Source organism: Methanohalobium evestigatum Z-7303 (assembly GCF_000196655.1).
Lineage (GTDB): Archaea > Halobacteriota > Methanosarcinia > Methanosarcinales > Methanosarcinaceae > Methanohalobium > Methanohalobium evestigatum.
The window spans coordinates 1,250,739-1,265,981 of record NC_014253.1 but is presented as its reverse complement, the minus strand read 5'-3'; the positions used below and the strand labels follow the sequence as shown (position 1 = coordinate 1,265,981).

Sequence of the window (15,243 nt, the reverse complement as noted above, 5' to 3'; positions counted from 1 at the left end):
GAAGGTTAAATCGTGCAGGATAACATGAACCTATCACAAGTAAAATCAGGTGAAACTGTCAGAATTGTAGACATAGGTGGAGGCTATGGTATTAGGAATAAATTGAGATTGAGAGGAATTGATGAAGGCAGGACGGTACGTGTGCTCTCAACAAGATGTCCTGTTACAATTGAGGTAGGTCGAAATACCATATCCATAGGTTGTGGAATGGCTCAAAAAGTTAGAGTTTCCAGGGTGTGATGCAGTGAAGAATAAAACGTCTGGAACGGAGTTTGAAAATAACGGAGAAAATGAGGATATAACATACTCATCAACGATAAGAAAGAAAGTATCTGTGATGGATTTTGGAGAGTATGGAGAAATCGTGGATATAGATAATTCTTTGAGAGGAAGAGTGGCTGGTATGGGCATCAGGGTCAGAAAAACACTCAAAATGATTACTAAACAACCTGTTAAAGGCCCGGTAGTTGTAGTTGTTGATGAATCCCAAATCTCACTCGGACTGGATATGGCTGAGAAGATCAAAGTGGAGGTTAAAAGATGAAAGTGCTGTTGATGGGACACCCGAATGTAGGCAAAAGTGTGGTTTTTAACCGGCTGACCGGAGCAAATGTTACGGTATCAAATTATCCGGGGACCACTGTTAACTACACAAAAGGGTACATGAAGGTTAGAAACGAGGACGCTGAATTAATCGATGTTCCCGGCACGTTTTCACTTGAACCGAAGGACATGGCAGAAGAAGTTGCTACAAAAATGCTGCATGAAAATAGTGATGCTGTAGTGATTTGTGTTATCGATGCATCTAAAGTAGAACGCGGGCTTTATCTTGCACTGCAGATAATCGAGGAAAGGTTTCAGGTAGTGATAGCACTCAATATGTGGGATTTTGCAAAGGACAATAACATACAAACCGATGTAGACAGACTGCAGCAGATATTGGGAGTGCCTGTTGTTCCAACAATAGCAATCAGTGGTGAAGGCATCAAAGAACTGGTGTCAAAGATTGAAATTGCGAGAACAGTTGAAGTGGATAGAATCATCAATGAAGTTGGAGGTTTGGCTTGAAGTTAAGTGCAGACCAGCGGTGGGATCTGATAGATAAGATAGCAAAAGAAACTGTAACGTTTGGGGAATACACTCATACATTAAAAGATGCGATTGGAGAACTTACCGTCAAACCTCTCACAGGTATACCAGTTGTTATAGCTGTGCTGTATGCTTTCTGGAGTATATTCGGGTCTTTTGCAGGTACTCTTGTTACTGACGGTTTCATGGTCAAACTGTTTGATGGACATTTCCTGCCGTGGATGCAGTCAGTTTTTCCGGGTGAAGGTAGCTGGCTCTATTACATTATCGTAGGCGACCCGACAGCAGGCAATTCTTTTGAAGCGTTCGGCATGCTTACATCGGGACTCTTTGTAGCAGTCGGTGTTGTGTTACCAGCAGTGTTCATATTTTACTTTATGCTGTCATTAATGGAGGATGTAGGATACCTTCCAAGACTCGCAGTAATGGTGGATACTGTATTGCATAAAATCGGTTTGCACGGGTTTGCGATTGTACCGACGATTCTCTCACTGGGATGCAATGTACCAGGTGTAGAATCGACAAGGATACTTGAAACGAGAAAAGAACGTTTCATGATGATGACATTGCTCGCGATATTTATCCCATGCGGTGCTCAGCTTGGAATAATGATGGAAGTAATACCAGATACGATGGGTTTGGTGCTGCTCTATCTGTTTGCAGGATATTTCTTGTTTGGATATATAATGAATAAGGTAATACCCGGTAAGTCACCAGAATTTTTGATAGACGTCCCTCCTTATAGAAAACCGGTTGTAACCAATATCAGTAAAAAGGTATGGGGTCAAATGAAAGGGTTCTTCAAATCAGCGATTCCATTCGTACTTCTTGGAGCCGGACTCGTAAATGTCCTCTATCTAACCGGCGCCATCGGTTGGCTTGGTAATACACTGTCGCCGCTTTTTATAAATTGGTTCGGTGTACCTGAAGAGACAGTAGGCCCGTTGATTGCTGCATTCCTCAGGAAAGACCTTGCTGTAGCACAGTTGTCTGTTATAGAGATGACTCCGTATCAGATGATTACAGCTGTAGTTCTTGTATCTATGTATTTCCCATGCGTGGCTACATTTATGATGATGTTAAAGGAAGGTTCAAAAGAGATGGCAGGAGCTCTGACTGCACTGTTTGCGGTGGTTTTGACATATGGCGGTCTGATACATCTAATAGGTATACTGTTGGGGGTGACGTAAATGGTTAATAAACAAATAGCTACAATTTACTTTGCGGTACTTGGTATCGTAACCGCTGCTTTCGGACTCGCGGATATACTGGTAACAGCGGGTGCAGGCAGCTTGTCACACAGTCTACTTGAGATTCCTGGTGACCTGTTCAGAGGTGGATGGGGCGGATTCGTCGTGCTGACCGCTGGACTGTTATATCTATCAGGTATCAGGAATTTTGACGATATCCACCAGTTTTCAAAAGTTGTGATGGGCAGTATAATGATTTGGATCGTGGCAGGCTGTGATATATTCGCAATGTTTGCCGGATCTATACCCGGTGGAGATGCTGGCTGGTTCAACACCTTCAGCGGGTTTATAGGGTCATATGCACCACCCTACACCCCTGCAGTGCTGCTACTACCTTTCTCACTTGTGGTAATCTATTACGTTAACCTGAAAAAATTTGATTCACAGGAGCCGGGTACTTATGAGTAAAATGAAACAGGTATTATCACAGTTCACGAACAGGAATACCAGCAGTATGACAATGGACATGCTTGCCAAAGAGTTGGATTTGAACAAATCCACACTTCTGGCAATTACCGAGTTCATGGAACATGAAGGTTATATCGAAACTACAAAAACTCAGTCTTTTTGTTCAAGTTGTTCGGGATGTTCTAAATGCGGTTCTGAAACAAAGATGTACAGGTTGACATTGAAAGGAAAAAATTTTGTCAATAACGATTCATGAACTTTTTGTATTTCATTTTGGTAGGGTATTAGATATGTTGTCCAGTAAAGCTGAAGATTATCTTGAAGCGATTCTCAACCTTACAGAAGATAAAGGATATGCCAGGATAAAGGATATAGCAGTCGCTTTGAACCGCAGGCCACCAAGCGTTACTGAGATGGTGAAAAGACTTGACGAGATGGGTTATGTAGTATACAGGAAATATGAAGGGATAACACTTACTGAAAAAGGTAAGGAGAGAGCACATGTCATAAAAGACCGGCATGATACCCTGAAAGATTTTTTGATGATGATAAATGTACCTGAAAATATCGCAGATAAGGATGCCTGCACAATGGAACATGAGTTAGATGCGACTACAATAAAAAACGTCAGGAACTTTGTCGATTTTGTAAATACTGCACCTGATTCTCCACAGTGGCTTGAACACTTCAAAAAATTCTGCAAAACTGGAAAGCACCCGTGTCAATAACCCACCTCTAAACAGGCTGTCCGACAATCAATGTTAAAGTGGATATCTTAACAATAGGACCCACCAACCAAGTAAGGCTCTGTAGAAACCTCGATATTCAAATGATAATGCAAATCAACAATATTTGTTATATATTCTGTCTAATATTGATTATATTTACAGGATTTAGCTGATTGATTCCGGTTTCAATAGGATTTCTACAGAGCCTACAGAGCCAATTTACAAATATCTTTAAATCTTTGATTTAAAGAGTAAGGTTTTCCCGGTAAACTTCTTCCGAAGCCGCTGAGTCTTTAGCTCAGCGGTAGTTCACTCATATATTAATTGCAACCCCGCACCAACTTCTTTGATTCTGACAGCTTTTGACAATTCAATCTTTGAATAAAGGTCAGTACAATGACATGCATGGGTTTCTTTCGGATTTAATTTCATCATATATTCAACAGTTCCCTTTAACTGCTTTTTTGATGGATTCTGTAGGTGGAAACCACCAACAATATCAATAATACGACTGTCATTACATACTTCTTTTGCATACTCGGTGATGTTGCAAATACCTGAATGAGAACATCCGGTAATAATAACAATTCCTCTTGATGTTTTGTAGGCAAGAGCGGAATCATCGATAAGGTAATCATTTTCATATATCCCGGATGTTTCAATTTTACCTAAAGGTTCAGTATTTTCAAAATCAAATTTTCTGGGTATTTCACCCATAAAAACAAGGTTTTCAGTTAACCAATATGGAACCTTAGTATATTTTACATCAAAATGTTTTCTAAGTTTATCAGGATTTAACATACAACCGATTTCAGTGTCGTCCATCACCCTTGAATTCAGTGCTTTAGGATGCAAAACAAATTCTGGAATTTTATGTGGTCGTTTTTCGAGTCTGGCTTCTGTGTACAACCGGATTAACGGAACAATCCCCCATGTATGGTCAAGATGACCGTGTGAAATAACCAAGTAATCAAGGTCTTGCAGGTCAATCCCCATTTTTCTGGCATTTTCTATAAATATGTTGGAATATCCAGTATCAAAAAGAATTTTGTTGTTCCTATCTTCTATATAAAATGATAATCCTGGTTCGCTATAAAAATATCTGTCTATAAATGTATTGTTATCCACAAGTACGCTCAGCTTCGTGAATTACCCTCCTTTTTGAGAAGTACTTCCTGTTTCATAGTTTGTTCTAACGAACACAACTCCACAGGTTCTACCCCTCATACCGAAGGTGACTTGATGCCTATTAGATTTTGCCTATCCAGCGCAAAATTTTTAAGGTTGACTGATGCTTTAATGTCTCTATCATGTTCAATTTTGCAGCTAGGACATTCCCATTTATTCTCAAAATCGACTTTATACCATTGGGGAATAGGGAAATATTGAACAGGGTTTTTCTTGGATTTAAACTTTGGAAAACCTGATTTTTCTCTGAAGAAATTGGTTAAAGCATTTTCAAGATTAAGAGTGGCTCCCTGTAATGATTGTGAGTTAATCTCTTTCAACCATTCATAATCATCTTTTAAACAAGTTAATCTGTTCCATTAAATTGAACAGCTCAAAAAACAAAGACAACTTTTTTATAAAGACGAATTTAATTATTTGTTGATAATGATAAACAGACCTCAATTTACCAATAACGAGGAAGGGGTTGCTCCTGTAGTAGGAATTATTTTGATGGTAGCTATTACTGTAATCGCAGCTGCCGTTATCGGTGCAAGTGTCTTTGACATCACATCAAAACTAAAAGAACCACCAGAACACCTTGTTTTTGATAATACAGAAGTTATCCTTGGTTCTGAGTATAGAAAATCTGGTTATTGGAACTCTGCTGGTAATTGGGAAGATGATGATTGGAACAATGCAGGTCCAGCAAAACCAGACATAGACCACATCTACATTGATTATGTCCGTGGTCCTGTAGTTGAAGGGGATGAAGTAGGCTCTGTGCTCATAAAATGGGATGGTTCTGATGGTAAAGGTGGAGAGTTCCGTTTCATCAATCCGGATTATTTCGACGAAAATACCCAACAACAACTCTACTCAGGAAAAGTAGGAAAATTTTATACAGGAAATCTGAAACCAGGTGACAGGATAGACATTACTTTATCACATAACCTTTATTAAAGTGGGTCTGAGACTGACCCTGAGGATTATGGACACATCTACACTGAATCTGGATGCAACGAGATAGATATACAAAACAGAAATTATCCGTTCTTTGGGGCAGAGAATCGTACACTGGTTAAATTCAAAGGTGACCAACCAATGGATGCCGGTGATGAGGTAGAAGTCACATTTCTTGGACCTGACCACCACTTTGTTATTGCACAGATAAGTGCAATCGCAAAAGAATATGATGGAAAAGCTGAAGGTGTAGATAAACCTGTATATAATTATGTTTGATGCGTTTTGATATCAATTTGATTCATTTGATTCTAATATTCAAAAATCATCCTTCTCCTGAATATTAGAGAAACTGGATAAGGCTTTGGAATACTGCAGGTTGTTCTTGAACCATTAGTTATATGTCAGAGTCGATTTATACGAAAGGTTCTGTTTTTTAGTACATAAATGATATTCTGAAATTTGCAAGGTAATCCTGCGACCAACTGGATGAACACCAGGTTATTTTTTTTGAATGTATATCAATAGAACTTTTGATAGAAAAATCACAAAGTTTTAGATAATTTAAAAATGTTGGCAACTTTTTTGAGCAAATGGATTTTTTAGTCATAAGGATAATTTCAAATATCTACTCAAAAAAATTGATAAAATGAAGGAAGTGTTCAGTTTTTTTCTTATATCTTATTATTTTTTTCTTTGTGCCGCCCTTGCGGGCGGTTTATATGGGGTTTGGAAACAAAACATATTATTGGATTTTTAAACATATATTGTTTCTTTAAGAAATCTATGTTTTAACTTTTAGATAAATATATATAAATTATAAATCAATTTATTTATAAAAAATATATTATTAAAAAAATGATTGGCACCAATTATTATCTTTTAGAATAACAAAATTCAGTTGGGAGTGGTAGTCTCAAGACATCGAGAGTTTTCTATTTTCAATTTTTTAAGAAATAAAACTATAAATTTTTAATACATCTTAAAATGATATTATATAAATATATAATTATAATTTCCTAGTTACTGGGAGGAAAAACGATAAAACTAAAAGCACTAACAATAGCGATTATAATTTTAATCATCATCAATTTGTCAGCTGTAAGTTTTGCATCAGAACCGGGTGTTGAAAACAGAGATGAAATAAATACGAACAACAGCCAGATAAACTTCAATAAATATGAAAAAGAAGGTTCTGAAACGTATAAAGATGACATTCGAAACGATAAAGTCTTCTTGAAAAGAAAGACAATAGATACGGATTCTGACCGAATAGAAACCTTCAGTACAAGCAAATTTTATACAGATTCTACTCAAAAATACTACATCGTACAGTTTGACGGTATCATCAAACAGAAATGGAAACAACAACTGGAGAACAAAGTTGTAAACATTATCAACTACATCCCCAACAATGCATATCTTGTTAAAATGGATGGTTCAACCAAATCTGGTATAGAACAAATGGAAAACGTTCAATGGGTGGGAGTTTTTAAACCTGCATATAAGATTTCAGACCAGATAAGCAATTCTGAAAAAGCATCTGTTAATGTTACTATCAACATATTCAAATCATCGAATATCAGTCCGGTTGTTGAAAAAGTCGAAAAACTGAATGGTTCCATACTTCAAAAATACAGGAATTCATTAAATGTGGTAATAGATAAAAAGAACATATCCCAAATCGCGGAATTGAATCAGATCAGCTATATACAACAATATACAGAACCAACTTTGCTCAACAATAAGGCGAGACAAATCACGAATGTATCATATGTAGAAACCTGCTACAACCTTAATGGTGATGGACAGGTCATAGCTGTCGCAGATTCCGGCATAGATTCAGGTGCGGATAACGAAACTATGCACCCTGATTTAAACGGCAGTTTTAAAGATATTATCAATTATGCTGGGAGTGATGCTGCAGACCATAATGGTCACGGCACTCATGTTACAGGTACTGTAACGGGTAACGGTTCTGCCAGAGGTGCTGCACCAAAATCTGATATTGTTTTTCAGGCTCTGGGTGACGATGATGGTAACCTTACTGCAGATATAAACATATACCGTCTGTTTTCTGAGGCGTATAACAAAAGTGCCAGAATACACACAAACAGCTGGGGTTTTGTCAGTGAGTTAAATGATTATGGAGAACATGCAAAAAGTGTAGACGAGTTTATGTGGGACCATAAAGATATGCTAATACTTTTTGCAGCAGGTAATGAAGGCGATACCGAAGATAACGAATCAATATCAAGACCTTCAACTGCTAAGAATTGTCTCACAGTGGGTGCAACTGAAAACAACAGGTCCAGTATGGGTTATAGTTCTGATGATGTTGATGAAATTGCATATTTCAGCAGCAGAGGTCCTACCAATGACAGCCGCATCAAACCGGATGTCGTTGCACCTGGAACTAATATTCTATCTACAAAGGCAAACATCACGTCTGCCGAAAATGACTATACATACATGAGCGGTACAAGTATGGCTACTCCTCATGTTGCAGGTACAGCATCTCTTGTTAGGCAATATTACATGGACAATTTAAGTGTCACTCCATCAGCCTCTCTTATAAAAACGACTCTTATCAACGGTGCTTATGACATAACTCCCGTTAGATATGGAGATTTGCAGACCCAGCCAAATTATGTACAGGGGTGGGGGCGTTTAGATGTAGAAAAATCTATTAAGTCAATTCAAAAAGGTAATATTTACTATTCCGATGGGGTAAAATTAAACACAAGAGAAGTTGCAGAAACGAAAATCTATGTTAATAATAGTTCTAACCCGCTAAAGGTAACAATCGGGTGGACTGATTATCCTGGCGAATCCTATTCATCAAAAGCACTCATCAATGACCTTGATTTAACTGTAATCGGTCCAAACGGTACTGATTACTACGGCAATTCTGAAGTTGTAACAAGTGGCCACGACCGTACAAACAACATCGAAGAGATAGACATCATGAACCCTGATACAGGTGTATACACGATTAAAGTCGATGGTTATAATGTACCACAAAACCCACAACCGTTTTCAATGGTAATCTCAGGTTCAATTGAGAAGGTCAAAATATCTAGCATTGAAATTTCACCGCAAAATCCAACTATATATGATAATCAAACGGTTTTATTTAATGCTGACATCTATGATAAAAATGGTAACAAAATAAATGAAACCGTGTACTGGTCAAGCAACAACACCACTGTAGGTACAATAAACAGCACGGGTTATTTCACAGCTAACGTATCAGGAACTGCAAATATTACTGCTAATAAGGATGGAACCAGTAATTCAACAACTGTTACTGTTGAAAAACAACCACCTGAATTAACCAATATCAATGTTACTCCATTAGACCCGATAATCTATACAAACCAGACACTGGATTTTGATGCCAATACAACCGACCAGTACGGAAACGAAGTCGATGTAAATGTAAACTGGTCTGTAGGTAATGATTCAGTCGGCAATATTAATGATACTGGTACATTCACTCCAAATAAAACAGGTATAACAAATATAACAGCAAAAAATGGCAGTATCAAAGATGTAACCAATATAACTGTTAAAGAAATACCATATCTCGACTACGCTAATATAACCGTAAACAGTACCAGAATAAATGCTAACCAATCCAGTATAATTCCAATCGATAATCCTGATTTAAAATTTTCATTATTAACAAAAGACCAGTATGGTGACCCATACAGTTTTGAACCTGAATGGTACAGCAACAATACTACAGTAGGAACCATTAATCAATCAACCGGTGTATTTGAAATAAACGATACTGGATTAACAAAGATATACTGGACCAACTCAACAAACGATACTATAACAGGTGACACTATAGAAAATAACATCACGTTTGATATCCAGGAACGAAAATTCGATGCTATCAAAATAACTAACGTGGTATCAGAATTTCGGCCCGGTAACACACATGACTTCAATGCTACACCTGTCGACCAGTTCGGTGATGGATACGAAGTTATAGTAAACTGGACATCCAGTAATCTGGATGTTGGTACAATCAACAATTCTACAGGTGTTTTCAATGCCGTAAATACTGGTTCAACCAACATAACCGCTAAAAACGGTTCCATCAACAATACATTCACTATTGATGTAGTAAAAGATGAAGTAGAATCCAGCACAGATAGTAGTTCCAGCGGAAGTTCCGGTTCAGGTGGTGGAGCTGGAGGTGGAAATACTGGAGAGGAATATGAAAACATCAAAGAAGAACTTGTCCAGCAGGAATATGTGAATTATGGTGAACAAGTATCATACGAATTCAGGACAAAAGAGAACAAAATAAAACGTGTTCAGTTTGAAGCAAAAAAGACTGCTGGTAAAGTTGAAACCCGTATCGAAGTTTTAAAAGATAAATCAGCGTTGGTGGATGAAAATGCTCCTGATAAAGTTTACCAGAATATGAATATTTGGGTGGGAAAAGCAGGATTTAACAACAACATAAAAAACGCATCTATCGATTTTGATGTTGAAAAATCCTGGATAGAAGAAAATGATATCAATGAATCTACAATCAAGATGTGCAGATATCACGATGATAAATGGAACAAGCTTCAAACTCAAAAATTAACTGAAAACGAGACAGTTATCAAATACAGGGCAAATACTCCTGGTTTTTCACCTTTTGCTATTACTGGTGAAAATATAAATAAACAGGACATAAACACCAATTCAGAAGACAGTGAATTAGACGGTTCCAATCACACATCAATCAATGATAATCAAACAACTAAAACAGCCAACAACACTACTATGCAATCCAGTGGAAATGGTGATGTTATAGGTATTGGTGCCTGGGATATGAGCTGGTTAATACTGGCAATTATTAGTATTGTAGTTAGTATTTCAATATATATCAAAAAGAGAGGTACCTAAACTCTTTCCTTTATAATTAGGAAACTAAAAAACAAAAAATATGATGTTGGTGCTAAACCAACATCTAATATGTTTTCAACTTCTTCTCTTATATCCAACGACAATTGCACCGACAGCCAGTAATACAAGCATTGTACCTACAATATCAGCGCCTGAGAACGACATTGGACTGGATTTGCTTTTAGAATCTTTAGATTGTTCTTCCATCTCATAACCCTCAACATAGTTGTCAGATGATTTGGATTGTTTTTCTCCCGGATCCTGACCTATATCAGTTCCAGCACCAGTTTCAGAGTTTGAGTTCTGGGTCTGATTACTGGTTGCAGTGTTGGATGAATTAACCATCTCACGCTGCACACTGTTGAGACTATCGGTACTGCTGGTCTCTTTTTCACTGGTTGATTGTTTTTCTGACCCTGTAGCTTCATCCATGAGTTTTTTATAAGCTTCCTGTTTTTCAGGGCTTATGCCAGCTACTGACATTTGACCTTCAACGTATTCATTCAATGTGGGGTTACCACAGGTATGATGGCAGCATGTCACACCGTTTTCTACTACTGAATCTACATATTCTTTTACCAGATTATTAACGATTTCATCTGAAGCTTTCCAGTAAGCGTTCCCATCAGGACCCATCTTACGTGTGGTTTCAAGCATCCTTGCTGTGGTAGACTGGTATTGATACGGGTTTTCGGATTTCATGAATTCGTTCATTCCAAGGTCGTATTTATCCCTGACATAAATATCGTACATCTCATTCCAGTCTGAATCCTTTACAAGTTCCGGTGAGACAGCATCCCAGCCCCACATGTGTTCGGTGAATTTCATGAACTCTCTTGCTCCTGCATAATCATGTTCCATCATGCCGGATATCCAGGTCGGGTTAAAGTATCGTGCTCTTAATTCTGTCCTGAATGCTTCATTCAGTGTATTAATCTGGGGATTGTCAGCGTCTTTGAAATCTGCTACATACATTTCAGGGTTTTCACCTGTCAATGACCTGACTGCAAGACCTACACCACCAAGATACTGGTAGAAATCATCGTTGTCAATAAGTCCGTAGAGGTTAGAGGAATCACTGTGCTGGGCAACTTCTACATCTCTTAGATTCAGCCTGAATACATCTTCATAGTTTTCACCCCAGTTGTTCTGTCCATATATATTGGACATACGTGACATGTACAAATCTGCCAGTTCATCTTCACTATCCCAAGTATCACTTGCAGTAACCGCTCCCGGCAGGCCTGTGCCGTAAGATCCAGGTGGTTCACTGAATATTCTTGATCTGGAGAGGTTTACTGCTGTACTGTTATTGTAACCCATATCTTTCAGTTCTTCTTCCATCTTCAAGGAATTCATTCTCACATAGTTGGTCTCGTTGCTTTCATTGAGTGCAGCAACAGTCCGGACTGCATTATCTATCAATTTCAGTTGATACGGGAATGTATCCCTGTACAGTCCAGAAGGTGTCACTGTAACATCAATCCTTGGATGGGTTATATTTTCAGCAGGGATCACGTCAAATCCTACAATCCGACCCCAATCTCTTACTGGTTCTACACCCAGTAGTGAATATATCTGGGCTTCCATCAAACCCTCATGACGCATGGTTTCAACCGACCAGAGTACATAGTTCACTTTTTTGGGATAGTCTCCGTGTTCGGATTTATACTTATCAAGCATCTGGTCTGCAAGTACAGCACCTCTCTCTTCGGTTTCTTTATCGGGGAACTTTCTTGGGTCAAAACTGTAGAAATTACGTCCAGTTGGAAGAGCTTCAGGGTTCCTGATAGGATCGTTCCCTGGTCCTGGTTCAATGAATCCAGCATCCATCGCTTTCAATGTTTGATTTATCTCCCTGCCGGTCTGCTGGAGTTTTTTAGAGTAATTCAGTGCTGTGTTGAGGTCTTCTGTAATATTTGTATCAGTGGTGTTTAGAATATCTTCCTGTGCTTTGGTAACTTCTGTTCCGTTTAATATTGTTGCATTTAAAAGCTTTGTAGCATTTTCATCAGCTGCTATCTCCATATCTTCCTCATCAGACTGATGTGGAAGCACATCCATGACATGTTCAATGAAATCCTGGCCTAACATGGATTTGACCATGTATACCAGTTCTTCACCTTCTGGCGCAACACCAAATGTATGCAAGCCAAGAGGCATTAATGTGTTCTTTAGTTTGTGGAGATGATCATGGATATCAGTATTTACGAATTCACTGAATTCAGATGTATTCATATTTTTCAGTTCGTCACTGGTCACACCAAGGTCAGCTTCCATGTTCAGAGACGAGTATAGTTCTATTATCGTTTCCCTGTATTCAGATTTTGTTCCGTTTTCTGCCGTTTCATAGGAATGTATTTTATCGTGCAGTTGGGTAAGGTTACCGTAAAGACCTCCTGATGATATAGGTGGTGTCAGATGGTCAATGATAACCGCATTACCTCTTCGTTTGGCCTGTGTACCTTCACCTACATTATCCATGATATACGGATAGATAACAGGAGTATCACTCACCATTATAGATGGATAGTCATATTTCCATAGCCCTACCTCTTTACCTGGAAGCCATTCCTGAGTACCATGGGTCCCGAAATGTATCATCGCATCTGCATCATAGACCTGGTTGATCCAGAAATATGTCGCAAGATAATGGTGTGTAGGTGGCAGTTCTTTATCATGGTAAATTGTTGATTCATCAGATAAATCACCTCTCATCGGCTGTGGTACGAAATTGACATTTCCCATCTGTATTGCAGGTATCACGAAATTATCTTCATAGACCATGATGTCGCCAGGTGGTTCTCCCCATCTGTCTTCAACATCTTCCCTGACAGAATTCGGAAGATCATTGTACCATTCCATGTACTCGTCTTTGGGTACAAGAGTTACATTTCCGGATTCTACTACCTTTTCAAGTTCACCTGGTGCCCATGAACCCACGTTCCTGCTTTCGATGAATAGGTCGATGAACTGACTAGCATTTGGTATATCCCTTTCACCGGTGTCGTAACCGGTATTGTTCATGTTTTGTAGCAGTAATTCAAAACTGGACGCTATATCCAGATAACTGGCACCTATGTTACTCTTTCCGCCTCCATGGTTGTAATAGATTATACTGATATTTTTATCAGAATTATCAGTCCTACCGAGTTCAGACCATGATATGGCACGGTCTGTCAACCAGTCAACCTGCTGGTCATGAGCTTTATAGTAATACTTGTCGGGATTATCCGGGTCCTGTACCCTGCCAGCTACCCAGATATACTCTGTAGCACCATCAATTTCGGGTTGTGTTACCTGGAAAGCAAGCGACTGCGGGTTGACTCCATGGGTACTTGCATTGTAATCAGCTGGTGAATTGTAATAATCAAAAACCGCTTTTATTACAGGTACATTATACTCTTCTAAGTAATTAACACCTTTCTCCTGGTCTCCATAATTTAGATAAAAACCTTTTTGAGAAATTATTGTGTCAACAAGTACCGACCCATTATTTGTGAAATAATCCACATCCTCTTCACATACTTTCGAGGTCGTATAGATGACATTACAGCCCTTGGATTCGAGCTCTTCTATGATAACATCATCCGCATTGTAATCCAATTCATTTTTTCCAAGTGAACCACCACCAATTATACCGATGGTAGGTGCAGATTCTTCATAACCGTGGTCTTTATACCATTCAAAATATGTAGTACTGTTTTCAAAAATCCTGGGAAATGCATCCGGGTGGTATATTCCGTGATCTGGAACTGCTGGTGGTTGAGAAGGTTTGTATTCAATGTAGTCGTCTTCAAGTTCTGCTCCTATATAGCGGATCCAGTGTTCCATGTTTGAAAAACTGCTGTTATAGAGGTATTCCTTCATAGCATTATGTGGGGGGTTTTCCATATCGATAGTTGATACATTATAATTATCTTGCATGCCAAAAAGACCTATCTGGGTACCGTTGTTTTTTGCTTCAAGAAGTGAATCCTTGATTTCTGGCATAGTGCTCGACCCTATCATATAGAGCATTACCACATCCTGATCTGAAACATCGGTCAGATTCTCAGATGCTTCCTGGCCATTCATTACAGTTACATCGAAACGGTTATTGATTACGTCTCTTTCTGAAAGTACCTGGTTCAGGTAATATACGCTGTTGTCAGAATTGAGTATGTATGTGATGTTGGTTTCTGAATGGGTAACTTCGGGTCCTGTGATGTTTTCACCAACCCACTGCTCACAGAATTTTTGCCCCATCGTTTTAAGCATGTTTTTCATGTTGGTTTTGCCACCCTGTATCCAGTATCTTTCAATGTCGGTGTAATTGTTAGAATATAAATCTACATTTGATAAGGAGGTGACGTTAGAGGATAAATTGTAACCTATCACACTGGTACCGTTTCCTTTTGCCGATTCGATACTCTTGTTCCATTCATTTTTGAAAGTTTCATTTCTGGATTCGATAAAGACAACTGATGACTGTGAAAAATTGGTACCCTGTGGTATTGTATCGTTATTAGTATAGACTGTTACGTTTAACTTTTCATCAATGGTACTGTTAGAAGCTGCGGTTTGAAGTGTTTCTTCGTTTACATCGGTACCCAGAATGAAAGTTATATTCGTATTCGTCTGGTTTTCTTCTGCCGATGCTCCAGGTACTGCCATTATCAATACCAATACACTTAATACTAGTAAACTTCTTTTCTTTTTTTGCATGTTATCACCTCTATGGA

12 protein-coding genes and 1 pseudogene are annotated in these 15,243 nt (G+C 38.5%); 10 read left to right on the top strand and 3 right to left on the bottom strand.

Annotation, left to right across the window (positions count from 1 at the left end; genetic code table 11):
- Positions 1 to 24: 24 nt before the first annotated feature.
- The 7 genes from METEV_RS06350 to METEV_RS06320 are packed head-to-tail and all read left to right on the top strand — an operon-like array spanning position 25 to position 3,475.
- Positions 25 to 240, top strand: a complete 216-nt coding sequence (locus METEV_RS06350) for a FeoA family protein (protein WP_013194708.1) — start codon at positions 25 to 27, stop codon at positions 238 to 240.
- Between the two features lie 4 nt (positions 241 to 244).
- Positions 245 to 544 carry a FeoA family protein gene (locus METEV_RS06345; RefSeq protein ID WP_013194707.1) on the top strand — a complete coding sequence of 100 codons (300 nt, stop codon included), beginning with the start codon at positions 245 to 247 and terminating at the stop codon, positions 542 to 544.
- Positions 541 to 1,068 carry a FeoB small GTPase domain-containing protein gene (locus METEV_RS06340; protein WP_049891068.1) on the top strand — a complete coding sequence of 176 codons (528 nt, stop codon included), beginning with the start codon at positions 541 to 543 and terminating at the stop codon, positions 1,066 to 1,068. Before METEV_RS06345 ends, METEV_RS06340 begins: the two co-directional genes overlap by 4 nt.
- A complete protein-coding gene (locus METEV_RS06335; protein ID WP_049891066.1) occupies positions 1,065 to 2,279 on the top strand; it encodes a nucleoside recognition domain-containing protein in 1,215 nt (404 codons plus the stop codon). The genes METEV_RS06340 and METEV_RS06335 overlap by 4 nt, the downstream gene beginning before the upstream one ends.
- Positions 2,280 to 2,747, top strand: a complete 468-nt coding sequence (locus METEV_RS06330; RefSeq protein WP_013194706.1) for a hypothetical protein — start codon at positions 2,280 to 2,282, stop codon at positions 2,745 to 2,747.
- Positions 2,740 to 3,003 carry a FeoC-like transcriptional regulator gene (locus tag METEV_RS06325; RefSeq protein ID WP_013194705.1) on the top strand — a complete coding sequence of 88 codons (264 nt, stop codon included), beginning with the start codon at positions 2,740 to 2,742 and terminating at the stop codon, positions 3,001 to 3,003. Before METEV_RS06330 ends, METEV_RS06325 begins: the two co-directional genes overlap by 8 nt.
- Positions 3,004 to 3,037: 34 nt before the next feature.
- A complete protein-coding gene (locus METEV_RS06320; protein WP_013194704.1) occupies positions 3,038 to 3,475 on the top strand; it encodes a metal-dependent transcriptional regulator in 438 nt (145 codons plus the stop codon).
- Between the two features lie 309 nt (positions 3,476 to 3,784).
- On the opposite strand, the gene METEV_RS06315 is transcribed toward METEV_RS06320, so the two are convergent.
- Together METEV_RS06315 and METEV_RS12045 are read right to left on the bottom strand one after the other, a co-directional pair.
- Positions 3,785 to 4,603: an MBL fold metallo-hydrolase gene (locus METEV_RS06315; protein ID WP_013194703.1), complete on the bottom strand. Its 819-nt coding sequence runs from the start codon at positions 4,601 to 4,603 to the stop codon at positions 3,785 to 3,787.
- Between the two features lie 215 nt (positions 4,604 to 4,818).
- A pseudogene (locus METEV_RS12045) lies at positions 4,819 to 5,013 on the bottom strand (RNA-guided endonuclease TnpB family protein); the annotation flags it as partial.
- A 76-nt stretch (positions 5,014 to 5,089) separates the two neighbouring features.
- Between METEV_RS12045 and METEV_RS06305 the strand changes: the two are divergent.
- The 3 genes from METEV_RS06305 to METEV_RS06300 all read left to right on the top strand — a co-directional run bounded on the left by METEV_RS06305 (position 5,090) and on the right by METEV_RS06300 (position 10,519).
- Entirely contained in the window at positions 5,090 to 5,605 is a 516-nt protein-coding gene (locus tag METEV_RS06305) for a type IV pilin (RefSeq protein WP_013194702.1), read from the top strand.
- Between the two features lie 141 nt (positions 5,606 to 5,746).
- Positions 5,747 to 5,884, top strand: a complete 138-nt coding sequence (locus METEV_RS12365) for a hypothetical protein (protein WP_013194701.1) — start codon at positions 5,747 to 5,749, stop codon at positions 5,882 to 5,884.
- An 813-nt stretch (positions 5,885 to 6,697) separates the two neighbouring features.
- Positions 6,698 to 10,519: a PGF-pre-PGF domain-containing protein gene (locus METEV_RS06300; protein WP_013194700.1), complete on the top strand. Its 3,822-nt coding sequence runs from the start codon at positions 6,698 to 6,700 to the stop codon at positions 10,517 to 10,519.
- A 75-nt stretch (positions 10,520 to 10,594) separates the two neighbouring features.
- Here the strand turns inward: METEV_RS06300 and METEV_RS06295 are convergent, their stop codons facing one another.
- Entirely contained in the window at positions 10,595 to 15,226 is a 4,632-nt protein-coding gene (locus METEV_RS06295) for a cobaltochelatase subunit CobN (protein ID WP_013194699.1), read from the bottom strand.
- Positions 15,227 to 15,243: the final 17 nt, after the last annotated feature.